Genomic DNA, 22,429 nt, shown 5'->3' with positions numbered 1-22,429 from the left:
GCGTGAGTGGGCCCCGGCGCTGTCGTCTGGGTACGGGCCGGGTCAGCGGCGCTGGAGCAGCGGCCGGGCGAGAGCCCAGTAGCCGGCGGCGACCGCGTTGAAGACGCCCATGCCGGGAGGCGAGTCGACGTTCGAGGGGGCGACCCGGGCGGTCATCAGCTCGGCGATCACCCCGTCGGGCACTGTCCGTTCGGTCTGGAGTTGGCGGCGACGGGCACCGACCCAGGCCCGGTTGCGCCACAGCCAGCCCCAGCCGCGGGTCTTCTGCTTGGTCCAGCCGCCGGCCATCGCGGCGGCGAGCATGGCGGCCTCGGTGAGCAGCAGCATCGGGGCGAGCACCAGGAGCGTCCGGGTCTGGTACGCGGTGAGCAGCGTGACGAGTCGGTTGCGTTCCACCAGGTAGAGCTTCAGGTCGTTGCGGGAGAACTCGTAGTGGTGGCGCACGACGGCGTCGGGGACGTACTCCAGTCGCAGGCCGCGTTGCCAGAGCCGCAGGCTCAGCTCGGTGTCCTCGTGGTAGGCGAAGTATTCGGCGGCGAAGCCGTCGAGCTCCTGCCACCGTTGGCGGCTGATCACGAAGCAGCAGCCGCTGAGCGACGGGACGCTGGTGCGGGCGGCGTGCGCGGTGGCGGGTTCGCCGTTGCCGCCGGCCCAGGACAGCCCGGTGAAGTGCAGCGGGTTGCCGGAGGTGTTGATCAGCTCCGGGGTGTCGGCCAGCCGGATCGACGCCATCGCGGCGCCGACGCCGGGTTCGGCGGCGACCGCCACCGTCTTGGCGAGGGCGTCGGGGGCGACGACGGCGTCGGAGTTGACGAAGGCGAGCCAGTCTCCGGTGGCCTCGGCGGCGCCGACGCGGCAACCGCCGGAGTAGCCGGTGTTCTCTTCCGGTCGGATCACCCGCACCCCGGGCAGGCCCTTGACGATGTCGATGCCGTCGCCGGTGCAGCCGTTGTCGACGACGACGAGGTCGATCTCGACGTCGGTGCTGGCCAGTACGGCCCGGGCGGCGTCGACCAGGTATGGCTCGGCGCCGTAGGCGAGCATTACCGCGGTCACCTGTGGGCGGGTCATCGGATGCCTCCGGATACGGCGGGGGTGACGGCGTCGGCGAGCGGCCGGGTGAGGGTGGTGGGTCGGCGGACGCCGCCGCGTAGCAGCAGCACCGCCATGGTGGCGGCCACGATGACGGAGCCGACGGTGTAGGCCAGCTCGACCCGGAGGATCACCGGGGCGGGGAGCAGCGTCACGATGATCAGGGCGGCGACGCCGACGGTCCAGGCGAGGGCTTGGGCGCGGTGCCGGTCGAGGGCGAGGAGGGCCTGGCCGAGCACCATCGCCCAGAGGTAGGCGAGCGTGGCGGCGGCCAGCCAGGCGAAGTCGCCGTGGCCGAGGACGCCGGGGGCGTCGAAGAGTACGCCGACCAGCCACGGGCCGAGCAGTACGGCGCCGACGGCTCCGGTGAGGCCGAGCGCGGTGACGATGGCGAGCGCCCGGCGTAGCAGGCTGTGGAAGCCGGCCTGGTCGCCGGTGGTGGCGGTGGTGGCCAGGCCGGGCAGCAGTGACGCCTGTAGGGAGCCGAAGACGAACAGCGGGATGCGGACCAGCACGAGGGCGGAGAGCAGCGCGCCGGCGGCTGCGGTGTCGGAGGGGGCGAGCAGCTGCAGGTTGATCACGCCGACGTTCACCACGACCTGGGAGAGCAGGCTGGAGGCGGTGAGCAGCCCGAGGCCGCGCAGCAATGTGGCCCAGGCGACCGGTGGGCCGCCGCCGATGGCGCGCAGGACCGGCGGCAGGGTGAGCAGGACGCTGGCCAGCGGGGCGACGACGAGCACGACGCCGTACCAGACGGGGGAGGTGACGCCGGCCAGCCCGAGCAGGGCGACCATGGCGATGCGCAGCCCGCCGTCGATGCCGAGTTGGGTGCCGTACCAGGGGAAGAGTTGCAGGCCGGAGAGGACACCGCGGGTGGCGTAGGCGACGGCCATCGCGGCGAGCGCGCCGACGAGGACGGTGACCATGGTGCCGTCGCCGTGGAAGAGGTGGTCGGCGAGGAGTTGGCGCCCGGCGGTGACGGCCAGCACCAGCACGGCGAGCATCGCGGCGGCGACGGTGACGCCCCGGGCCAGCACGGGCCCGGGGGGGAGCCCCTGGCTGTGCCGGGCGGCGACGACCCGGGCGACCTCCTGCTCGATCGGCAGGAACACGCCGATGCCGAGGGTGAACACGATCGACCAGAGCACCGACAGGCGGTTGTAGTCGGCGCCGCTGAGGCTGTGGCCGGCGACGGCGAGGTGGACGTAGGAGGCGAGGCCGAGAAGACCCAGCCCGGCACCAACAGCGATGGTGCCGGGCGGGATCAGGCGTAGCAGGCGGCGGATCACCGGCGAATGAGCGCCAGCGTGAGGACGGCGAACGCGCGACCGAGGTAGACCATCGCCTTGGCGGGGGAGTGGCTGGGGGTGCCCGCCATCCGCTTGCGCATGGCGACCGGGACCTGCCGGATGCGGTATCCGCGTCGGGCGGTGTGTACCAGGGTCTCCACCGTGTCACCGAGGTACTCGGCCGGGTACCAGCTGGCGAACATCTCGATGACTCGCCGGTTGGCGGCCCGGAAGCCGGAGGTGGTGTCGGTGAGCTTGGTGTGGGCGACCCGGGACAGCACGGCGGAGAGCATCACCATCGCCCAGCGGCGGGGGCCGCGGACGTTGTAGTCGCCCTCACCGGCGAAGCGGGCGCCGATGACGAGGTCGTTGTCCTCGAGCAGGTCGACGAGCTTCGGCACGTACCGGGGGTCGTGCTGGCCGTCGGCGTCGATCTGGATGGCGACGTCGTAGTTGTGGTCGCGGGCGTAGCGGTAGCCCAGGCGCATGGCCCCGCCGACGCCGAGGTTGTACGGCAGTTTGGCGACCTTCGCGCCGGCGGCGGCGGCGACGGCGGCGGTGCGGTCGGTGGAGCCGTCGTCGACAACGAGCACGTCGACGCCGGGCAGTTCGCCGCGGACCTCGCCGACGACGTCGGCGATCGAGCCCGACTCGTTGAGAGCCGGGATGATGATCAGGGTGCGCTTGCCGTTAACCATCGGTCGACACCAGTTCGTCTCGGGCTGCCCGGTCCGCGTCGATCTCGGCGCGGAGCAGGGCGAGGTCTTCGGCCAGGGTCCGGGTCTCTTCTTCCAGGGCGCTGACCTCCCAGCTGAGGTGGACGCACACCAGCAGCAGGAAGACGATGCCGAGGAAGAGCACGAGGCTGACACCGGAGGCGACACCGAGCGTCTCGGCGACGTTGTCGAGCAGCCGGGGGAACAGCGACAGCGGAATCACGATGATCAGCACGGCGAGCCAGAGCATGCCGTACTTCTCGCGCAGCTGACGGCGGCGCAGCAGCTCGACGATGGTGCCGAGGAGCAGCAGGCCGGTCAGTCCGGTGACGAGTGTGAGCTTCATGCGACCTTCCACGGGGCGGGTGGAGCGGGGGAGTGGAACGCGTCGACCAGGGCGCTGTGCCAGTCCGGAAGCGGGGCCAGACCCACGGCTGCCCAGCGGCTGTGCCCTAGCACACTGTACGCAGGCCGGGGGGCGGGACGCGGATACCGGTCGCTGGTGGTGGGTCGGATCCGGTCCGGGTCCAGCCCGGCCAGGGTGAACGCGGCGCGGGCCAGCCCGTACCAGGTTGTCTGCCCGGCGCAGGTGCCGTGGTAGACGCCGGGCGCCGCGTGACCGGCCAGCGCCGCGTCGGCGAGCGCGACGAGCCGCTCGGCGAGCGCGTAGGACCAGGTGGGTTGGCCGTGTTGGTCGTCGACCACGTCGAGGTGTTCGCGCTGGGTGGCGAGTCGGAGCATGGTGGCCACGAAGTTCGGGCCGTGCGCGCCGTAGAGCCAGGCGGTGCGTACGACGTACCCGGTGTCGGGTAGCAGCCGCGCGACGGCCTGTTCGCCGACCAGTTTGCCGCGGCCGTAGGCGTTGACCGGCGCGGTGGGCGCGTCCTCCGGGTAGGGGGTGTCCGCGTTGCCGGCGAGGACGTAGTCGGTGGAGACCTGGATGAGCCGGGTTCCGTCGGTGGCGCACGCCGCGGCCAGGTTGGCCACGGCGTGGCCGTTGACGGCCGTCGCAGCGGCCTCGTCGGCCTCGGCGGCGTCGACGTTGGTCCACGCCGCCGCGTTGATCACCAGGTCGTGCCCGGCGACGGCGGCGTCCACCGCCGCGCGGTCGGTGACGTCCAGGTCGGCGCGGGTGGCGGCGGTCACCTTGAGGTCGGGCCGTGTCCCCAGCACGGTGACCAGGTCCCGGCCGAGCATGCCGCCCGCGCCGGTGACGAGTACTCGGGTCATGCGGTCGGCGCGGACTTGAGGGGCTCCCACCAGCCGCGGTTGTCCCGGTACCAGCGGACGGTGTCGGCGAGGCCCTGCTCCAGGGTGATGCTGGGCTGGTAGCCGAGCTCGTCGCTGATCTTGGTGATGTCGAGGGAGTACCGGCGGTCGTGGCCCTTGCGGTCGGTGACCGGAACGACCCGGTCCCACCCGGCGCCGCAGGCGTCCAGGAGCAGGCCGGTGAGTTCCTTGTTGGTCAGCTCGGTGCCGCCGCCGATGTTGTAGACCTCACCGGCGCGGCCCTTCTGCTGCACGAGGGCGATGCCGCGGCAGTGGTCGTGCACGTGCAGCCAGTCGCGGATGTTGCCGCCGTCGCCATAGAGCGGGACGGTGCCACCGTCGAGCAGGTTGCTGACGAACAGCGGGATGACCTTCTCGGGGAACTGGTACGGGCCGTAGTTGTTGGAGCAGCGGGTGACGACCACGTCCATGCCGTGGGTGCGGTGGTACGACAGCGCGAGCAGGTCGGAGCCGGCCTTGGACGCCGAGTACGGCGAGTTGGGGGCGAGGGGCCACGTCTCGGTCCAGGAGCCCTCGTCGATCGAGCCGTAGACCTCGTCGGTGGAGACGTGCACGAACCGGCCGGTGCCGTGGCGCAGGGCCGCGTCGAGCAGCGTCTGGGTGCCCAGCACGTTGGTGGTCACGAAGGGTGCGGCGCCGGCGATCGAGCGGTCGACGTGTGACTCGGCGGCGAAGTGCACGATCACGTCGTGCTCGGCCACCACCTCGTCGACAACGACCGGGTCGCAGATGTCGCCCTGCACGAACCGCAGTCGCGGATCGTCGCGGACGGGTTCGAGGTTGGCCAGGTTGCCTGAGTAGGTCAGTTTGTCCAGCACGGTCACGACGGCCGGCTCGAGCGGCGGCACGCCGGCTGCACTGCCGAGCGGCTTGCCCAGCAGCAGGCGAACGTACTCCGACCCGATGAATCCGGCTCCGCCGGTGACGAGGATCCTCACGGGTCCGGAAGTATACGCGACAGGCGGTGCGGCACCTGCTATGCGACCCCCGCACAATGTGCCCGGGTGCGGCTAGGCTCTCCCGGTGCGTGGAATCCTACTTGCCGGCGGCACCGGGTCCCGGCTCTGGCCGATCACCCGGGCCGTCTCGAAGCAGCTGATGCCGGTCTTCGACAAGCCGATGATCTATTACCCGCTCTCCACCCTGGTGATGTCCGGGGTCCGGGAGATCCTGGTGATCACGACTCCGGACGACCAGGACCAGTTCCGTCGGCTGCTCGGCGACGGCAGCCAGTTCGGGCTGCGGCTGGAGTACGTCAGCCAGGAGCGTCCGGAGGGCATCGCGCAGGCGTTCATCCTCGGCGCGGACTTCATCGGCACCGAGTCGGTCGCGCTGGTGCTCGGCGACAACATCTTCCACGGCGTGGGTCTGGGTCGGCAGCTCGCCGCCCACGGTGACCCGGTCGGCGGGCGGGTCTTCGCCTATCAGGTGGCCAACCCGCAGGAGTACGGCGTGGTCGACTTCGACGCCGATGGTCGGGTGCTCTCGATCGAGGAGAAGCCGGCCCGGCCGAAGTCCCGCTACGCGGTGCCCGGCCTCTACTTCTACGACAACCGGGTCGTGGACATCGCCCGCAAGCTCACCCCGAGCGCCCGGGGCGAGCTGGAGATCACGGCGGTCAACGAGGCGTACCGGGAGACCGGGGAGCTGTCGGTGACGGTGCTGGATCGGGGCACCGCCTGGCTGGACACCGGCACGTTCACCTCGATGATGCAGGCCGCCGAGTTCGTCCGGGTGGTCGAGGAGCGGCAGGGCCTCAAGATCGGTTGTGTCGAGGAGGTCGCCTGGCGGGCGGGCCTGATCGACGACGCGCAGCTGCGCGCGCTCGCCGAGCCGCTGACCAAGAGCGGTTACGGCGACTACCTGCTCCGTCTGCTCACCGAGCAGTCCGGCGACGGGGGTTCCTGGTGAAGATCCGTGAGTTGAGCATCGAGGGCGCCTGGGAGATCACCCCCCAGCAGCACGGTGACCCGCGCGGCATGTTCATGGAGTGGTACCGCTTCGACAAGCTCGCCGAGGCGGTGGGGCATCCGCTGCGGCTGGCCCAGGCCAACCTGTCGGTCTCTGCGCGTGGCGTGGTGCGCGGCGTGCACTTCGCCGACGTCCCGCCCGGGCAGGCCAAGTACGTCACCTGTGTGCGGGGCGCGGTCCTCGACGTGATCGTGGATTTGCGGGTGGGTTCGCCGACCTTCGGCCGTTGGGAGGGCGTCCGGCTGGACGACACCGACCGTCGGGCGGTCTACCTCAGCGAGGGGCTGGGGCACGGGTTCTGCGCGTTGACCGACGACGCCACGTTGAGCTATCTCTGCTCGGCCACCTACAACCCGACCGGCGAGCACGCGGTGCACCCGCTGGACGAGGAGTTGGGCATCGAGTGGCCCGCCGAGGTGCCGCTGCTGTCCGCGCGGGACGACGCCGCGCCGACCCTCGCGCAGGCACGCGAGCGGGGCCTGCTCCCGGAGTACAACAGTTGCCGGCGGTTCGTGGCGAGCCTCGGCCCGGACGGAATGTCGCACTCAACCGGTATGTGACAGCGCTCGGGGCACGACCTGTGGTCTGACAGTGACGAACCGGGCCTCCGGGCGGCTAATGTCACACCATGGAGCGGCGAATCTTCGGCCTCGAGACCGAGTACGGCGTCACCTGCACCTATCGCGGGCAGCGGCGGCTGTCCCCGGACGAGGTCGCGCGGTATCTGTTCCGTCGCGTGGTGTCCTGGGGTCGGTCGAGCAATGTCTTCCTGCGTAATGGAGCCCGGCTCTACCTGGACGTCGGGTCGCATCCGGAGTACGCGACACCGGAGTGCGACTCGGTGACCGATCTCGTCGCCCACGACCGGGCCGGCGAGCGGATCCTGGAGGGCCTGCTCGTCGACGCGGAGAAGCGGCTGCACGACGAGGGCATCGCGGGTGAGATCTACCTGTTCAAGAACAACACCGACTCGGCCGGCAACTCGTACGGGTGCCACGAGAACTACCTGGTCTCCCGGCACGGCGAGTTCGGCCGGCTCGCCGACGTGCTCATCCCGTTCCTGGTCACCCGGCAGTTGATCTGCGGGGCCGGCAAGGTCCTGCAAACCCCACGCGGCGCGGTCTACTGCCTCTCGCAGCGGGCCGAGCACATCTGGGAGGGCGTCTCCTCGGCGACCACCCGGAGCCGCCCGATCATCAACACCCGGGACGAGCCGCACGCCGACGCCGAGCGCTACCGGCGGCTGCACGTGATCGTCGGCGACTCCAACATGAACGAGGTCACCACGCTGCTCAAGGTCGGCACCGCCGACATCGTGCTGCGGATGATCGAGGCCGGGGTGGTGATGCGCGACCTGTCCCTGGAGAACCCGATCCGGGCCATCCGGGAGGTGTCGCACGACATCACCGGCCGGCGCAAGGTGCGGCTGGCCAACGGCAAGGAGGTCAGCGCCCTGGACATCCAGCAGGAATACCTCTCCAAGGCCACCGAGTTCGTCGAGCGACGCGGTGGCGACCAGGCCGCCAAGCGGGTCGTCGAGCTGTGGGGCCGGGTGCTCAACGCGGTGGAGACCGGCGATCTGGAGCCCGTCTCCCGGGAGATCGACTGGGTCAGCAAGCTGCGGCTGATCGAGCGTTACCAGCGCAAGCACGACCTGCCGCTGTCGCACCCCCGGGTGGCGCAGATGGATCTGGCGTACCACGACGTGCGTCGTGGCCGGGGCCTCTACGGGCTGCTGGAGCGCCGCGGCGACGTGGACCGGGTGGCCACCGACCCGGAGATCTTCGAGGCCAAGGAGACCCCGCCGCAGACCACCCGGGCCCGGCTGCGGGGCGAGTTCATCCGGCACGCCCAGGAGAAGCGCCGGGACTTCACGGTCGACTGGGTGCACCTGAAGCTCAACGACCAGGCCCAGCGCACCGTGCTCTGCAAGGACCCGTTCCGGGCGTACGACGAGCGGGTGGAGCGGTTGATCGCCAGCATGTGACCGGTTGCCGGCCCCGGCGGTGCGCTGCGCCGACGGGGCCGGTCGGTCCGGCGCACCGAGCGGTTAAGCTGAGCGCGCCATGACGACTTCTGGACCTTCCGACCGCTCCGAGCGCGGCTCCGAGCGGCAGAACTGGGTCGAACGCCGGCGGGAGAAGATCCGCGCCGAGATCGACCGTAACCGGCGCGGTGAGTACACGGTGCCGACCTGGGTGCTGGCCCTTGCCCTGGTGCTCATCGTGGGCGGCTGGCTAGCCCTGATCTTCCTGGCCTGACCCAACCCCCAACCCCCGCCCCGGCGCCCACCCGCGACAGGGTGGGTCAGGGGAGGAGGGTTACCGCGTGGCGGCCGGCGGCGGCGGCCGCCAGGAAGTACGCCTTGTCGCCGTCGAGACCGCGGCCCATGGTGGACAGCGGCACGGGGCTGGCCCGCAGTGCGGCGTCGAGACCGTCGACGAGCACCCGGACGATGCGGTGCCGGGCCGCCAGGGGAGCCAGCGCCGCGTGCACCTCGGCCGCGAGGGACGGCGCCAGGTCCTCGGGCACCACCAGCTCCGCCGGGGCGAGCGCCACCCGGCCGTACGCGGTGAGGCTGTGGTGGGACACGCCCCGGTGTCGGGGGCGGGGGTCGGCGTCGGAGATGCGTAACGAGCCGACCGGTCGGCCGCCCAGTGTGGCGATCGCGTTGACCGCCTCGCCGACGGCGACGCCGGAGAACCCCCACCGGGTGCCGGTGCCCAGGTTGCCGGGGCCCTGAGCGACGATCGCGACGTCCGCGTGGAGCACGTGCCGGGCGGCGAGCAGACCGCCGTGCAGGGTGGTGGCCTCCAGGTCACCGCCGAACGCCTGCCCGACGGTGATCGTGCCGGCCAGCTCGGACCGCAGCCCGGCGAGGGTGCGGGAGAACCAGGCGGGCAGCGCCCCACCGTCGGTGAGCAGGTACGCGACCCGCGCCTGCGGGGCGTCGGCCCGGATGCCGGCCAGGATCGCCGGGAGCGCCGAGTGCAGGTCGGCGGTGACCACCGGCAGACCGTCCAGGTCGTCCGCGTCGGCCAGCACGTCGCGGTGCGGAGAGGCCTCCTCGTCGACGCCGAGGAGGATCGGCTGCAACGGCGTGTAGCGGGCCTTGACCAGGTGCCCGGCGTCGCGGGTGTCGGCGACGTCCGGCGGGTCCGGCGGCAGCCGGTCCGGCAGGGCCACCACCAGCGCGTACCCGCCGGTGCCCAGCCCCATCAGCAGCGCGCTGGCGTTGAGCAGCACCCGGTCGCCGGGCTCGGGCGTGCCGACCAGCTCCGGGTAGGCCAACGCCCGCATCCGCGTGCCGTCGGGCAGGTCGACGTCGAGCTCCACCGCCCCGGTCCACTGCCGTCGCAGCGTCGCCACCGTCCCCGTACGCCATCGCACCATGACGGGCACGCTAGCCGCGCGGGCCCGGCGGCCCGCGCCCGGGTGTGGGTCAGGTCGGTTCGGCGCCGCCGGCGTCGGGGCTCGGCCCGGCCTGGGTGTGCCGGGCGGTGCCGGTGGCGCCCGGCATCGAACGGGTGGGGTCGAGGAAGACGAAGCGGATCTCCGGGTACCGGTCGGTGAGCCGCCGCTCGGCCTCGTCGGCGGTGGCCTCGATCTGCGCGCCGGTGGCCTCGTCGCGGAAGTCGACCTTCGCGGCGACCAGGATGTCCTGCGGGCCGAGCTGCATGGTCAACAGGGTGTCGATGCGCTCCACCTCGGGCAGCCCGGCCAGATCCTGCTCGATCTCGTGACGCAGCCGCTCCGGGACGGCCCGGCCCACCAGCAGCGACAGGTTGTTGCCGGCGAGGACCCCGGCGACCGTCAGCAGCAGGAGCCCGATCAGGATCGACGCGACGCCGTCCCACACCTCGTCGCCGGTGGCGTGCGACAGGCCGACGCCGAGCCCGGCCAGCACCAGACCGATCAGGGCGGCGCTGTCCTCCAGGAAGACCGCCTTGACTGTGGTGTCGGCAGTCAGCCGCAGGAACCGTCGAGGCGTGGTCCGCCAGCGCCGCGACTCGCGGCGGACCTGCCGCACGGCCCGGGCCAGTGAGATCGACTCGATGACGAACGACACCCCGAGCACGATGTACGAGAGCAGGTAGTCGCCGCTGTGCTCGTGCACCAGGATCGTGGTGACGCCGTGGGTGACGGCGAAACCGGCGCCGGCGACGAACGTGAACATGGCCGCGAAGAACGCCCAGACGTAGCTCTCCTTGCCGTACCCGAAGGGGTGTCGCTGGTCGGCCGGACGGGCGCCGCGGCGCAGCGCCTGGAAGAGCAGCACCTCGGTGGTGGTGTCGGCGACCGAGTGCGCCGCCTCGGAGAGCATCGCGGCGGATCCGGAGATCAGCCCGGCGATCAGCTTGGCCACCGCGATGGCGAGGTTGGCGGCGCCGGCGACGACGACTGTGCCGGTGCTCTCGCTCTCGGGCCTGGCCTCCGCTTGCGACATGAGGATCACCCTATGACCGGGGACGGCGACGCGCCGGGGGAGGCCCGATCCGAACAAGTGTGCGGCACGCCCGCGTGGGTGCACGGTGTGGGCGGGTCGGCTGCTAGCGTCTACCGCGTGTCGCGGACCCGCACCGAACGCCTGGTCAACCTGGTGATCTGCCTGCTGTCCACGCGACGGTTCCTGACCGCCGCGCAGATCGCCGCGACCGTGCCCGGTTACGAGCACGATCCGGACGACGCGCGCGACCACGAGGCGTTCCAGCGCAAGTTCGAGCGGGACAAGGCCGAGCTGCGCGAGCTGGGTGTGCCGTTGGAGACCGGCACGGCAAGCGCCTTCGACGCCGAGCCGGGTTACCGGATCGCCCACCGCGAGTACGCGCTGCCCGACATCCTCCTCGAACCGGACGAGGCCGCCGCGGTCGGCATCGCCGCCCGGCTGTGGCAGCACGCCGGGCTGGCCGCCGCCGCGTCGTCCGGGCTGGCCAAGCTGCGGGCCGCCGGGGTGGACGTGGACCCGCAGGCGACCCTCGGCCTGGAGCCGATGGTCACTGTCGACCCGGCGTTCGCGCCGCTGACCGCCGCCGCCCGGGACCGCCGCGAGGTGGGGTTCGACTACCGGGTGCCCGACCGCGACGCGCCCAGCCGGCGCCGGCTGCAACCGTGGGGCGTGGTCTGTTGGCGCGGCCGGTGGTATGTGGTCGGCCACGACCAGGACCGTGAGGCGACCCGCTGCTTCCGGCTGTCCCGGGTCGTCGGCGCGGTCCGGGTGACCGGCGCCCCCGGCGCGTACGAGCCGCCGGCAAACGTCGACCTGATCAGCCACGTGGCCCGCTGGTCGGGCCCGGTGGAGCGCACCGGCCGGGCCACAGTGCTGGCCGCGCCGGGGCGGGCCGCCGGGCTGCGCCGCTGGGCGGTGGAGGTGACCGCCGGGCCGGACGGCGACCGGCTGGTCCTGCCGTACGCGGACCCGGACGGGCTGGCCGGCCATCTCGTCGGCTACGGCCCGGACGTGCGGGTCCTCGACCCACCGGAGGTCCGCGAGGCGGTCATCCAACGACTCAAGGAGATCGCCGTGCGCCACGACGAGCTGGCCGGCAGCGGGGGTGCCCGGTGACCCGCCCGGCCGCCCGCAACGGTTCCCGCGCGTCCGCCGACCGGCTGGCCCGACTGCTGAACCTTGTGCCCTACCTGCTGGCCCGGCCCGGCATCGAGATCGCCGAGGCGGCCGGCGACCTGGGCGTCACCGAACGTCAGCTCCGGGAGGACCTGGAGCTGCTCTGGGTGTGCGGGCTCCCCGGCTACGGCCCCGGTGACCTGATCGACATGGCGTTCGACGGCGACCGGGTGACCATCACCTACGACGCCGGCATCGACCGGCCGTTGCGGCTGACGCCCGACGAGGCCCTCGCGCTGGTGGTGGCGCTGCGGATGCTGGCCGAGACACCCGGGGTGGCCAACCGGGAGGCGGTCGAACGGGCCCTCGCCAAGATCGAGGACGCGGGCGACCTGGTGGGTGCCCCGGTGGCGGTCCGGTTGCCCGGGGACACCCGTCGGGTCGAGGCGCTGCGCGCCGCCGTGGAGGGCGGCAAGGCCCTGCGGATCACCTACTACACGGCCGCCCGGGACGAGACCACCGAGCGCGTCATCGACCCGCTGCGGATGCTCATGGTCGGCGGCCGGGCGTACGTGGAGGCGTGGTGTCGGCGTGCGGAGGCCGTTCGGCTGTTCCGCGGCGACCGGATCGACGCGATCACCGAACTGGACGAGCCGGCCGCGGTGCCGCCGCAGGCCGTCCCGCACGACCTCACCGAGGGTGTGTTCCGCCCCTCGGCCGACCTGCCGCTGATCACCCTGCGCATCGGCCGGGGCGAGCGGTGGATCACCGAGTACTACCCGTGCGAGCGGGTGGAGGCCGGTGACGGCGACCAGTGGCTGGTCTCCCTGCGGGTGACCGACCTGGGATGGGCCCGCCGGTTCGTGCTGGGCCTCGGCCCGGAGGTGACCGTGGTCGCCCCGGTCGAGTTGGCCGAGCACGTGCGGGCGACGGCGGCCGCCGCGCTGGACGCGTACGCCGTGCCCACGCCCACGCCCACGGCCGTGCCCCGGCCCGCCGAGGTCGAGCCGGAGCGCACCCCGTCGGGTGACCCGGCGGTGGCCGGCCGCACCCAGTAGGCTGACCGCCGTGCTGATCTGGATCGTGCTCGCCGTGGTGCTGCTACCCCTCGTGGCGCTCGCGCTGGCCGTGCGGCCGGTGCTGGCCCGGCTGCCCCGACTGCGCCGCGCCGCCGTGGCGTTGCAGCGGCGGGCCGCCGAGGCCGAGGCGCTGCGGGAAACCGCCGAGGCGCTGCAACAGCGTGCCGAGGACGTCCAACGTCGGCTCGACATCACATCCCATCGACTCGCGGTGATCAAGGCCAAGCGCGGCTGATCGTGTACGCACCCGGCGGTGGTTGACGGATCATCGCGGGTTGGTCAAGACTTCACCCTCCCGGCCATACCACCACCACCCAGCGGGTGGCGGGCAGCCGATCCGCACGTACGATGGGCTGCGTACCACCCCCCGGACACAGAGCGACTGGAGCTTCTCATGGGTGCCCTCAAGCCGTGGCACATCGCTGTTCTCGTGGTTGTGCTGATCCTGCTCTTCGGTGCGAAGCGGCTCCCCGACGCGGCCCGTTCGCTGGGACGGTCGCTGCGGATCATCAAGGCCGAGACCAAGAGCCTGCAGGACGACGACCGCGACCTCGCCGAGAAGGCCGACGCGCAGGCCGGCTACCAGCCGCTGCCGCCGCACGCCGGGCAGCAGGCGCCGTACGCCGGCCAGCCGCAGCAGGCCCCGTACCAGCAGACCCCGCCGCAGCAGCCGGTCGTCGACCCGGTGCACCGCGTCCGCGACAACTGACCGAAGGGCCCCACCACCGTGGCCTTCGCACTGCGTAAACGCGGCCCAAAGGCGTTCGAGCGGGCCGCCGACGGCTCGATGACGCTCATCGAGCACGTCCGCGAACTGCGTAACCGGCTGTTCCGCGCGTCCGTGGCGATCCTCGTCGGGTTCGGCTTCGGTTTCTGGTTGGCCAAGCCGGTGCTGCACCTGCTCCAGCAGCCCTACTGTGACCTGCCGCAGGCCAGATATGTCGACGGCAAGTGCGAGTTCGTGCAGCTCGGCCCGGCCGACCTGTTCCTGCTCAACCTGAAGGTCGCGCTCTGGGTCGGGTTGATCGTGGCCGCGCCGATCTGGCTGTACCAGCTCTGGGCGTTCATCGCGCCCGGCCTGCACCGGCACGAGCGGCGCTACGCGTACTTCTTCACCGCCCTCGCCGCGCCGCTGTTCGCGGCCGGTGCGGTGCTGGCGTACTTCGTCACGGCCAAGGGCCTGGAGTTCCTGCTCAGCATCTCGGACAGCGAGATCAGCACGACACTGGAGATCACCAAGTACATCTCCTTCGTCACCAACCTGATCCTGTTGTTCGGTGTGGCCTTCGAGTTCCCGCTCGTCGTGCTGATGCTCAACTTCGTGGGCATCGCCAGCGCGAAACGGTTGCTCAGCTGGTGGCGGGTGGCGATCTTCGTGTTCTTCGCCTTCTCCGCCGTGGTCACCCCCACCCCGGACCCGTTCGGGATGACCGCCCTGGCGATCTGCCTCTCCGCGCTGTACTTCGGCGCGGTGGGCATCGCCTTCCTCAACGACAAGCGGCGTGGGCGGGGCAAGGAGATCTACGCCGGCATCGACGACGACGAGGTGTCGCCGCTGGAGTTCGACGCGGACCCGGTCGTGGCCGGGCAGCGGGTCGACTCGGCAGCGCCGATCGGCGTACCCGAACCGGTCGCCCCACCGGCACCGATCGAACGCCGCTACGACGACATGACCTGACGGTCGCGCACCACCCGTTCTGCCGACGCCGCCCCCATTGACCGGGGGCGGCGTCGCTGCATCACCACGCGCGCCGGCAGCGGAACTGATGGTGACGGCACCTGCCCCTGGTGAACGGCTGGTGTCCGACCGGTACGGTGCTGCCCGTGACCGCAGACGATCACCTGCCCGGCCCGGTCGCCGTGCTCGTCAACCCGACCGCCGGCCGGGGACGGCACCGCGCGCTGCTGCCCCGGCTGCTCGACGGGTTGGCCGCCGCCGGCCGGCCGGTCCGGCTGCTGCCGGCGTCCAGCCCCGCCGAGGCGGAGGCGGCGTGCCGGGCCGCCGTCGCCGAGGGCGCTGGCGCGTTGGTGGCGGTCGGTGGGGACGGCACCGTGCACCGGGCGTTGCAGGCCGTCGCCGGCACCGATGTACCGTTCGGGCCGATCCCGGCCGGCACCGGCAACGACTTCGCCCTGGACACCGGCTTTCCGGCCGACCCCCTCGCGGCGGCGGCGGTGATCGCCGAGGCGGTGCGCGACGGGCGCAGCCAACCGGTCGACCTGGCCCGGATGGTCGCCGTCGACGGCGCCGAGCGTTGGTACGGGGCGGTCCTCGCGGCCGGGTTCGACGCGATCGTCAACGAGCGGGCCAACCGGATGCGCTGGCCCCGCGGTCCGCGCCGGTACGACCTGGCGATCCTGGTCGAGCTGGCCCGGCTGCGCCCCCGCCGCTACACGCTGCGCCTCGACGGGGTGCCGCACGACCTGGACGCGGTGCTCGTGGCGGTGGGCAACTGCCCCACCTACGGCGGTGGGATGCGGATCTGCCCCGACGCGGACCCGACCGACGGGCTGCTCGACGTGGTGGTGGCGGGTCGGGTCAACCGGAGGACCCTGGTCCGGGTGAAGCCACGCATCTACCAGGGCACCCACGTCAGCCACCCGCTGGTGCGCAGTTTCCGGGCCCGCACCGTCGAATTGGCAGCCGAGGGCATCACCTCGTACGCCGACGGGGAACGCTCCCTGGAACTGCCGGTGACGATCAGCGCCGTTCCGGGCGCCCTGCGGCTGCTGCGTTGACCCGTACCGCGCCGATGCTCGCCGCGATGACCAGCACGATGGCGGCGCACTCCAGCACTGTCAGCGCCTGCCGCAGCACCAGCCACCCGGCGAGCGTGGCGACGGCCGGGCCGAGGCTCATCAGCACCGCGAAGGTGGCGGTGGGCATCCGCCGCAGCGCCAGCAGCTCCAGGGTGTAGGGCAACCCGGAGGCGAGCACCGCGAGGGCGGTGCCCAGCGCCAGCACCTGCGGGTCGAGCAGCACCGCGCCGCCGTCGACGATGCCCAGCGGCAGGGTGACCAGCGCGGCGAGGGCCAGCGCCAGGGCCAGCCCGTCCGCGCCGGGAAAGCGGCCGCCGACCCGGGCGCTCAGCACGATGTACGCGGCCCACATGGCGCCCGCGCCGAAGGCGAAGGCCACTCCGGCGGGGTTCAGCCGGTCGAAGCCGCCCTGCCCGAGCAGCGCCACCCCGGCCAGCGCCAGCCCCGCCCAGGCCCAACTGGCCAGTCGTCGGGCGGTCAACACCGACAGCGCCAGCGGGCCGAGCACCTCGAGCGTCACCGTCAGGCCCAGCGGGATGCGTTCGATGGCCTGGTAGAACAGCGAGTTCATGCCGGCCAACGCCAGCCCGAACGCGCCGGCCGCGAGCCAGGCCGACCGGTCGTGCCCGCGCAGGCGGGGACGGCACACGACGAGCAGCAGCACCGCCGAGATGGTCAGCCGCAGTGTCACCGCGCCGGCCACCCCGGTACGCGGGAAGAGCAACGCGGCCACTGCGGAACCGAACTGCACCGACAGCGCCCCACCGAGCACCAGCCCCACGGCGGCGACACCGCCGCGCCGGGCTTGTCGTGTCTCGCCCGCGGGTGGCGTGGGCAGCAGGGTCTCCGTCACGGGCACGACGGTAGGCGGTCCTCGTCGGCCACTGTGCGGCGGCGTCCACCGGCGTGGCCGAGGCAACCGCAGGTCAGCCGGGCAGGGCGAGGTCGAGCACCGCGCCCAGCCCGTTCTCCCGGCCCGGCTCGGCTGCCGGGAGCACCAGCACCGAGCAGCCGGCGGCCACCGCGCCCGCGTCCGCCGGGGTGTCACCGACCATCAGGGTCTGCTCCGGGTCGACGCCCAGCATGCCGCAGGCACGCCAGAAGATCGCCGGGTCGGGTTTGCAGCGCCCCACCTCGTACGAGAGCACGAACGCGCCGACCAGGTCGGTCAGCCCCCAGGTGTCGAAGTGTGGTCGTAGGTCGAAGCCGATGTTGCTGACCACTGCCACCGGCACCCCGGCGTCGCGCAGTGCGGTCAGGGTGGCGGCGGTGTCGGCGTACGGTAGCCACCCCTCGGCGGTCAGCAGCCGCTCGTAGAGCGCGTCGGCGAAGCCGTCGATGCCGGCGTCGACGGTCTCGGCCAGTCCGGTGTACGCGCCCCGGTGGGCGTGTTGGTAGAGGTCCCGGTCGGCCCACAGTTCGGCGAGTCGGGGTGGCACCCGCGCCGGAAGTGGCCCGCCGGCCCGGCCGGCGGTCAGCAGTCGGTCGGCCAGCGAGGTGGCGCGGACCCGGTTCAGGGTGACGCCGCACGCCGCCGCGGCTTCCAGCACCCACCGCTGGGGGTCCTCCACCTGGGCGAGGGTGCCGTGGAAGTCGAAGAGCACCGCTTTGACAGGGCGTCGGGACGCCCGGCGGGCGGCGGGCGCCTCGGCGGTGCCCGGCGGACTGGTCTGGGGCGGTTCGGCATGGTCCGGCACGCCGTGCACCCTACCGACCGCCTCCGACCGCACCGCCGGACGGCCTTGTGCGGTGACGTGACTCGGCACGCACTAATCTTGGAGCCATGTCGAGCCCCGCCGAGCGGTACGCAGCGGCGCGCCGCAAGGCCGCACAAGCCGCACAGTTTCCGGCGCTGGACGAGTTCGCCCTCGAGTTGGGGTTCGACCTCGACGACTTCCAGCGGGAGGCGTGTCAGTCGCTGGAGCGGGGCAGCGGTGTGCTGGTCTGCGCTCCCACCGGCGCGGGTAAGACGGTGGTCGGGGAGTTCGCCGTCCACCTGGCGTTGCGCGGGCGGCCCGACGACCCGGCGCCCGCCGCCGACGCGACGACCCCACCGGCCCGGCGCAAGTGCTTCTACACCACGCCGATCAAGGCGTTGTCCAACCAGAAGTACCACGACCTGGTCGCCCGGTACGGTGCCGAGCAGGTCGGCCTGCTGACCGGCGACAACGCGATCAACGGCGACGCGCCGGTGGTGGTGATGACCACCGAGGTGCTGCGCAACATGCTCTACGCGGGCTCCAGCACCCTCCAGGGCCTCGCGTACGTGGTGATGGACGAGGTGCACTACCTGGCCGACCGGTTCCGCGGCGGGGTGTGGGAAGAGGTGATCATTCACCTGCCCGCCTCGGTCACCCTGGTCTCGTTGTCGGCGACCGTCTCCAACGCCGAGGAGTTCGCCGACTGGCTGGTCACCGTGCGCGGCGAGACCGCCGTGGTGGTCAGCGAGCACCGGCCGGTGCCGTTGTGGCAGCACATGCTGGTCGGCAAGCGGATGTTCGACCTGTTCCACGACGCCGACGCCGCCCGCAAGCACGACGTGCACCCGGAGCTGCTGCGGTACACCCGGGACACCGTGCGTCGCCTGGAGTTGGGGGAGGGGCGCAGCGCAGGCCCCGGTGCCGGCCGGCGTGGCCCGCGCTGGCGTGGCCCGATGCGCCCGGACATCGTCGACCGACTGGACCGGGAGGGTCTGCTACCGGCGATCCTGTTCATCTTCAGTCGGGCCGGGTGCGCCGCCGCCGTTCAGCAGTGTCTCGCCGCCGGGCTGCGGCTCACCTCGGCGGAGGAGCGGGCCGAGATCCGTCGGGTCGTCGAGTCCCGGGTCACCGCCATTCCGGGCGAGGACCTGTCGGTCCTGGGCTACTGGGAGTGGCTGGACGGCCTGGAACGCGGTCTGGCCGCCCACCACGCCGGCATGCTGCCGGTGTTCAAGGAGATCGTCGAGGAGCTGTTCGTCCGCGGCCTGGTCAAGGCGGTCTTCGCCACCGAGACGCTGGCGTTGGGCATCAACATGCCGGCCCGCTGCGTGGTCCTGGAACGGCTGGTCAAGTACAACGGCGAGGCGCACGTCGACCTGACCCCGGGGGAGTACACGCAGCTCACCGGGCGCGCCGGTCGCCGTGGCATCGACGTGGAGGGGCACGCCGTGGTGGTGTGGTCCCCGGAGACCGACCCACGGCACGTCGCGGGGCTCGCGTCCACCCGCACCTACCCGCTGCGTTCCAGCTTCCGGCCGTCGTACAACATGGCGGTGAACCTGGTCGGCACGGTCGGCGCGGAGCCGGCCCGGGCTCTGCTGGAGTCCTCGTTCGCCCAGTTCCAGGCGGACCGGTCGGTGGTCGGCCTGGCCCGGCAGGTGCAGCGCAACACCGAGACCATCGAGGCGTACGGCGTGGAGGCCGCCTGCCACCACGGCGACTTCGACGAGTACTTCGCGCTGCGGGTGGCGATCGCCGAGCGGGAGAAGGCGATCGCCCGGCAGGGGCAGACCCAGCGCAAGGCCGCCGCGGTGGCGTCGCTGGAGCGGCTGCGGGTCGGCGATGTGATCCGGGTGCCGTCGGGCCGGCGAGCCGGGCTGGCCGTGGTGCTGGACCCGGCGACCGGCGGGTTCGGTGAGCCCCGGCCACTGGTGCTCACCCAGGACCGGTGGGCCGGGCGGGTCAGCCCCGGCGACTTCACCACCCCGGCCGAGGTGCTGGCCCGGATCCGGGTGCCCAAGCACTTCAACCACCGGTCCCCGGGCGCCCGGCGGGACCTGGCCGCCGAGGTCAGCGGCACCGGCCTGGACCGGCATGGTGGCCGACGCGGGGGCCGCTCCCGCCAGGTGAGCGGCGAGGACCACCGGATCACCCAGCTCCGCACCGAGCTGCGCAACCACCCCTGCCACGCCTGCCCCGAGCGGGAGGAGCATGCCCGCTGGGCGGAGCGGCGTCGGCGGCTGGAACGCGACACCGAGGAGCTGCGCGAGCGGGTCAGTGGCCGTACGGGCTCCCTCGCTCGGACGTTCGACCGGATCGTGGCACTGCTGACCGAGCGTGGTTACCTCGCCCACGACGGCGCGGTCACCGACGCCGGTCGGATGCTGGGCCGGATCTGGACCGAGGCGGACCTGCTGGTCGCCGAGTGTCTGCGCCGGGGGGTGTGGAACGGGTTGTCGCCGGCCGAGTTGGCCGCCGCGGTGTCCGTGGTGGTGTTCGAGGCGCGTCGTGATGTCGACGAGCGGGCGTCGCTGCCGCGCGGGCCGGTGGCCGACGCGGTGGACGAGACGCTGAAGCTGTGGGGGGAGATCGAGGCCGACGAGGCGGCGCGAGGGCTGACCGCGACCCGGGAGCCGGATCTCGGTTTCGCCTGGCCCGTCTACCGGTGGGCGCGGGGCGAGGCGCTGGCCAAGGTGCTCGGCAGCGGGCACGAGATCGATGGTGAGATGCCCGCCGGTGACTTCGTCCGGTGGGCCCGACAGGTGGTCGACCTGCTCGGTCAGATTGCCGACTCCGGTGGTGCCACAACGGAGCTGCGCTCGACCGCGCGACAGGCTATAGCGGCCGTCAATCGAGGCGTTCTCGCGTACCACACGTCAGGCTGACCACTACGCCCAGTCATTTTCGGCTGTCGAATCGACGCAGCGGACCGTCACCGCCGCGGCACCCCGCGAATAGCCCGGGGGGCACTGTTGCGCCTGATCACAGCACCCCTGATCATTGCCGAGGCGTCTTGTTGACGCGTCGGTAACGAATGGGGAGAAAGACGCCGTGGCGGAGATCAATCACTTTGAGTACGGGTGGATCACGCCCGCCCTGAGTTACGCGCTGTCCGTGCTCGGTTCGATCCTCGGTCTGGTCTGCGCGGGACGCATCCGTACGGCCCGGACGAACCGTCAGCGGGCGTGGTGGGGTCTGCTGTCGGCCTGGGCGCTGGGCGGCACCGCCATCTGGGCGATGCACTTCATGGCCATGCTCGGCTTCGCCGTCGAGAACACCCGGATCCGCTACGACGTGCCGCTGACCGCGGCCAGCACGGCCATCGCCGTGGTGGCGGTCGGTATCGGCCTGGCCATCGTGGGCACCGGTCGGCTGAATCCGGTACGACTGATCGCCGGCGGCGTCTTCACCGGCGCCGGGGTGGCCTCCATGCACTACACCGGAATGGCCGCCATGCGCCTCAACGGCAGCCTCGGCTACGACACCGTCCGGGTCGTGCTCTCGGTGGTCATCGCCGTGGTCGCGTCCACCGTCGCGCTGTGGCTCGCGATGACCGTCCGGCGGGGGTTGGCGATCTTCGCCTCCGCGCTGGTCATGGGGATTGCCGTCAACGGTATGCACTTCACCGGTATGAGCGCCCTGTCGGTGCACCGCCACGAGCGGGCGGGTGAGGTGACCGGCGCCGGGGTGAGCACCCTGCTGGTGCCGATCGTGCTGGCGGTGCTCTTCGGGGTGGTCGGTCTGCTCTACGCGTTGCTCGCCGCCCCGACCGACGACGACCGGGCCGCCGCCGCGTACCTCGACGGGCGCCGGCTCGCGGAACCGGCGCCCTCGACGCCCACGGCCGCTCCCGACCCGGTCGGGTTGCGCGCCCGGTCCACCCTCGGCCAGCCGGGAACCCCGTTCCCGTCCCGCCGGGACACGCCGCCGCGCTGACGACGTGCGGCCGGCCCCGCCTTCCGCGCGGCGCGGATCAGGCCGGCCGGCGGCTGGGGCCGATGGTGAGGGTGACCAGCAACCCGGGATGGTCGGTCGCGCCGTGCATGGGCACCAGCTCGCGACAGCAGAGCGTGATGTCGGTGGTCGCCGTGATGTGTTGCAGCCGACCGTCGTCGATCCGCTGATGGCCCGGTGGTGTACAGGACCGCACGTCGGGGTCGTGCCCGGCGCGCAGGTTGAGGTCGCCGCCCAGCACTGTGGGCTCGTCCCCGGCGTCGCGGCTGATCGTCGGCAGGATGGTGTCGAGCAGGTGGTCGCACTGGGTGAGCGCGATGCGGTAGCCGGTGGCCGACAGGTGCGTGGTGCAGGCGAGCAGGGCGCCGTCGACGTCGACGCAGAGCCAGGCTCGTTCCTCGGGGTCCGCGAGGTCCTGGGTGGGGTGGGTTCCGGCGTACACGGTGTGCGGGGTGGCCGACGTCCGCACGTGGGTCAGCAGCCCGATGCCGAACCGTTGGCCGTTGCGGCAGCGGGTGTCGTCGCCGCTCGGGCGGTCGCCGGCGGCCTGGAACGCGGCCACCACGGTCCGGCCAGGGTGGACGGTTTGGAACACGCCGTGCAGGGCGGACAGGTCGCCCGCGCAGATTTCGTTGAGGGTGACCAGGTCGGGTGCCTCGGCGGTGATCACCTCGGCGGCCCTGGCCATTGCTCGTCCGGTGTAGCAGCCGGCGCGGCCACTGTTGCAGAGGTTCAGCTGGAGCATCAGCAGGACCGTGGGCTGCGGGGCGTCCGTGGCGTCGGCGATGACGGTCGGCGGCGCTGTCGGCCGGGTGGCCGGCAGTGCGGCGGCGGCGAGGAGGCAGCCCACCGCCAGGGTGCGGCGCAGGAACCGGTACGAACGGGCGGCCACACGGACTCCGGGGTGCACGAGGCGACAGTCATCGCCGAGGTACCAGTGATCCTACTGGCGGCCGATCGGCGATCGGGATCCAGAGCGGCGGGCCGAGAGGGGGCACCCGCGGCGGGTGCCCCC

General features: G+C 72.4%; 23 protein-coding genes. 12 read left to right on the top strand and 11 right to left on the bottom strand.

Annotation, left to right across the window (positions count from 1 at the left end; genetic code table 11):
• Positions 1-42 precede the first annotated feature (42 nt).
• The 6 genes from OH804_RS12635 to rfbB are packed head-to-tail and all read right to left on the bottom strand — an operon-like array spanning position 43 to position 5,325.
• The gene (locus OH804_RS12635) at positions 43-1,071 is read right to left on the bottom strand and encodes a glycosyltransferase family 2 protein (RefSeq protein ID WP_406065241.1); all 1,029 of its coding nucleotides are present in this window, start codon (positions 1,069-1,071) and stop codon (positions 43-45) included.
• Positions 1,068-2,381 (bottom strand): polysaccharide biosynthesis protein, encoded by a 1,314-nt coding sequence (locus tag OH804_RS12630; protein ID WP_307788691.1) that lies wholly within the window; start codon positions 2,379-2,381, stop codon positions 1,068-1,070. The genes OH804_RS12635 and OH804_RS12630 overlap by 4 nt, the downstream gene beginning before the upstream one ends.
• The gene (locus tag OH804_RS12625) at positions 2,378-3,079 is read right to left on the bottom strand and encodes a glycosyltransferase family 2 protein (protein WP_196922917.1); all 702 of its coding nucleotides are present in this window, start codon (positions 3,077-3,079) and stop codon (positions 2,378-2,380) included. Before OH804_RS12625 ends, OH804_RS12630 begins: the two co-directional genes overlap by 4 nt.
• Positions 3,072-3,443, bottom strand: a complete 372-nt coding sequence (locus OH804_RS12620) for a DUF2304 domain-containing protein (protein WP_196922918.1) — start codon at positions 3,441-3,443, stop codon at positions 3,072-3,074. Before OH804_RS12620 ends, OH804_RS12625 begins: the two co-directional genes overlap by 8 nt.
• Entirely contained in the window at positions 3,440-4,327 is an 888-nt protein-coding gene (gene rfbD / locus OH804_RS12615) for a dTDP-4-dehydrorhamnose reductase (RefSeq protein ID WP_406065237.1), read from the bottom strand. The genes OH804_RS12620 and rfbD overlap by 4 nt, the downstream gene beginning before the upstream one ends.
• A complete protein-coding gene (gene rfbB, locus OH804_RS12610) occupies positions 4,324-5,325 on the bottom strand; it encodes a dTDP-glucose 4,6-dehydratase (protein WP_406065235.1) in 1,002 nt (333 codons plus the stop codon). Before rfbB ends, rfbD begins: the two co-directional genes overlap by 4 nt.
• Before the next feature lie 85 nt (positions 5,326-5,410).
• Between rfbB and rfbA the strand changes: the two genes are divergently transcribed.
• The 4 genes from rfbA to OH804_RS12590 all read left to right on the top strand — a co-directional run bounded on the left by rfbA (position 5,411) and on the right by OH804_RS12590 (position 8,619).
• Positions 5,411-6,298 carry a glucose-1-phosphate thymidylyltransferase RfbA gene (rfbA, locus tag OH804_RS12605; RefSeq protein WP_406065233.1) on the top strand — a complete coding sequence of 296 codons (888 nt, stop codon included), beginning with the start codon at positions 5,411-5,413 and terminating at the stop codon, positions 6,296-6,298.
• Entirely contained in the window at positions 6,295-6,918 is a 624-nt protein-coding gene (gene rfbC, locus OH804_RS12600; protein ID WP_406065231.1) for a dTDP-4-dehydrorhamnose 3,5-epimerase, read from the top strand. The genes rfbA and rfbC overlap by 4 nt, the downstream gene beginning before the upstream one ends.
• Before the next feature lie 68 nt (positions 6,919-6,986).
• Complete coding sequence (gene pafA / locus OH804_RS12595; protein ID WP_124771093.1) at positions 6,987-8,345, top strand: Pup--protein ligase; 1,359 nt, start codon at positions 6,987-6,989, stop codon at positions 8,343-8,345.
• A 79-nt stretch (positions 8,346-8,424) separates the two neighbouring features.
• A complete protein-coding gene (locus OH804_RS12590) occupies positions 8,425-8,619 on the top strand; it encodes a hypothetical protein (RefSeq protein ID WP_196922923.1) in 195 nt (64 codons plus the stop codon).
• A gap of 46 nt (positions 8,620-8,665) precedes the next feature.
• Here the strand turns inward: OH804_RS12590 and OH804_RS12585 are convergent, their stop codons facing one another.
• Positions 8,666-9,751 (bottom strand): DUF3866 family protein, encoded by a 1,086-nt coding sequence (locus OH804_RS12585; protein ID WP_406065229.1) that lies wholly within the window; start codon positions 9,749-9,751, stop codon positions 8,666-8,668.
• 49 nt (positions 9,752-9,800) lie between these two features.
• On the bottom strand, positions 9,801-10,805 hold the full coding sequence (locus OH804_RS12580) for a cation diffusion facilitator family transporter (protein WP_406065227.1): 1,005 nt from the start codon (positions 10,803-10,805) through the stop codon (positions 9,801-9,803).
• Positions 10,806-10,922: 117 nt separating this feature from the next.
• On the opposite strand from OH804_RS12580, the gene OH804_RS12575 reads away from it, so the two are divergent.
• From OH804_RS12575 to OH804_RS12550, 6 genes are all read left to right on the top strand, one after another.
• On the top strand, positions 10,923-11,921 hold the full coding sequence (locus OH804_RS12575; RefSeq protein WP_196922926.1) for a YafY family protein: 999 nt from the start codon (positions 10,923-10,925) through the stop codon (positions 11,919-11,921).
• Positions 11,918-12,979: a helix-turn-helix transcriptional regulator gene (locus OH804_RS12570; RefSeq protein ID WP_406065225.1), complete on the top strand. Its 1,062-nt coding sequence runs from the start codon at positions 11,918-11,920 to the stop codon at positions 12,977-12,979. Before OH804_RS12575 ends, OH804_RS12570 begins: the two co-directional genes overlap by 4 nt.
• Positions 12,980-12,989: 10 nt before the next feature.
• The gene (locus tag OH804_RS12565; protein ID WP_406065223.1) at positions 12,990-13,235 is read left to right on the top strand and encodes a hypothetical protein; all 246 of its coding nucleotides are present in this window, start codon (positions 12,990-12,992) and stop codon (positions 13,233-13,235) included.
• A 159-nt stretch (positions 13,236-13,394) separates the two neighbouring features.
• The gene (tatA, locus tag OH804_RS12560; RefSeq protein ID WP_196922929.1) at positions 13,395-13,709 is read left to right on the top strand and encodes a Sec-independent protein translocase subunit TatA; all 315 of its coding nucleotides are present in this window, start codon (positions 13,395-13,397) and stop codon (positions 13,707-13,709) included.
• Positions 13,710-13,727: 18 nt separating this feature from the next.
• Positions 13,728-14,678 carry a twin-arginine translocase subunit TatC gene (tatC, locus tag OH804_RS12555; RefSeq protein ID WP_196922930.1) on the top strand — a complete coding sequence of 317 codons (951 nt, stop codon included), beginning with the start codon at positions 13,728-13,730 and terminating at the stop codon, positions 14,676-14,678.
• 137 nt (positions 14,679-14,815) lie between these two features.
• Positions 14,816-15,739 (top strand): diacylglycerol kinase, encoded by a 924-nt coding sequence (locus tag OH804_RS12550; RefSeq protein WP_406066520.1) that lies wholly within the window; start codon positions 14,816-14,818, stop codon positions 15,737-15,739.
• Here the strand turns inward: OH804_RS12550 and OH804_RS12545 are convergent.
• Together OH804_RS12545 and OH804_RS12540 are read right to left on the bottom strand one after the other, a co-directional pair.
• Positions 15,702-16,619 carry an EamA family transporter gene (locus tag OH804_RS12545; protein WP_406065220.1) on the bottom strand — a complete coding sequence of 306 codons (918 nt, stop codon included), beginning with the start codon at positions 16,617-16,619 and terminating at the stop codon, positions 15,702-15,704. The two genes, OH804_RS12550 and OH804_RS12545, sit on opposite strands and share 38 nt — an antisense overlap.
• Before the next feature lie 67 nt (positions 16,620-16,686).
• Positions 16,687-17,457 (bottom strand): HAD family hydrolase, encoded by a 771-nt coding sequence (locus tag OH804_RS12540; RefSeq protein ID WP_196922932.1) that lies wholly within the window; start codon positions 17,455-17,457, stop codon positions 16,687-16,689.
• A gap of 86 nt (positions 17,458-17,543) precedes the next feature.
• Here OH804_RS12540 and OH804_RS12535 point away from each other — a divergent pair, with 86 nt between their 5' ends.
• Both OH804_RS12535 and OH804_RS12530 read left to right on the top strand, forming a co-directional pair.
• Entirely contained in the window at positions 17,544-20,345 is a 2,802-nt protein-coding gene (locus OH804_RS12535; RefSeq protein ID WP_196922933.1) for an RNA helicase, read from the top strand.
• A gap of 166 nt (positions 20,346-20,511) precedes the next feature.
• Positions 20,512-21,396 (top strand): MHYT domain-containing protein, encoded by an 885-nt coding sequence (locus OH804_RS12530; RefSeq protein ID WP_196922934.1) that lies wholly within the window; start codon positions 20,512-20,514, stop codon positions 21,394-21,396.
• Between the two features lie 37 nt (positions 21,397-21,433).
• On the opposite strand, the gene OH804_RS12525 is transcribed toward OH804_RS12530, so the two are convergent.
• A complete protein-coding gene (locus tag OH804_RS12525; RefSeq protein ID WP_406065217.1) occupies positions 21,434-22,306 on the bottom strand; it encodes an endonuclease/exonuclease/phosphatase family protein in 873 nt (290 codons plus the stop codon).
• Positions 22,307-22,429 lie beyond the last annotated feature (123 nt).

Origin of the sequence: Micromonospora sp. NBC_00860 (assembly GCF_045207375.1) — a bacterium.
In the GTDB taxonomy this organism is placed as follows: domain Bacteria; phylum Actinomycetota; class Actinomycetes; order Mycobacteriales; family Micromonosporaceae; genus Micromonospora; species Micromonospora vinacea.
The sequence above is the reverse complement of the archived record's forward strand: the minus strand, read 5'-3'. Positions and strand labels throughout refer to the sequence as shown.

Coding starts and splice junctions, on each gene's coding strand:
- OH804_RS12625 (WP_196922917.1), bottom strand. CDS start 3,079: ATGGTTAACGGCAAGCGCACCCTGATCATCATCCCGGCTCTCAACGAG.
- OH804_RS12580 (WP_406065227.1), bottom strand. CDS start 10,805: ATGTCGCAAGCGGAGGCCAGGCCCGAGAGCGAGAGCACCGGCACAGTC.
- OH804_RS12620 (WP_196922918.1), bottom strand. CDS start 3,443: ATGAAGCTCACACTCGTCACCGGACTGACCGGCCTGCTGCTCCTCGGC.
- OH804_RS12585 (WP_406065229.1), bottom strand. CDS start 9,751: ATGGTGCGATGGCGTACGGGGACGGTGGCGACGCTGCGACGGCAGTGG.
- OH804_RS12590 (WP_196922923.1), top strand. CDS start 8,425: ATGACGACTTCTGGACCTTCCGACCGCTCCGAGCGCGGCTCCGAGCGG.
- pafA (WP_124771093.1), top strand. CDS start 6,987: ATGGAGCGGCGAATCTTCGGCCTCGAGACCGAGTACGGCGTCACCTGC.
- OH804_RS12535 (WP_196922933.1), top strand. CDS start 17,544: ATGTCGAGCCCCGCCGAGCGGTACGCAGCGGCGCGCCGCAAGGCCGCA.
- OH804_RS12635 (WP_406065241.1), bottom strand. CDS start 1,071: ATGACCCGCCCACAGGTGACCGCGGTAATGCTCGCCTACGGCGCCGAG.
- tatA (WP_196922929.1), top strand. CDS start 13,395: ATGGGTGCCCTCAAGCCGTGGCACATCGCTGTTCTCGTGGTTGTGCTG.
- rfbD (WP_406065237.1), bottom strand. CDS start 4,327: ATGACCCGAGTACTCGTCACCGGCGCGGGCGGCATGCTCGGCCGGGAC.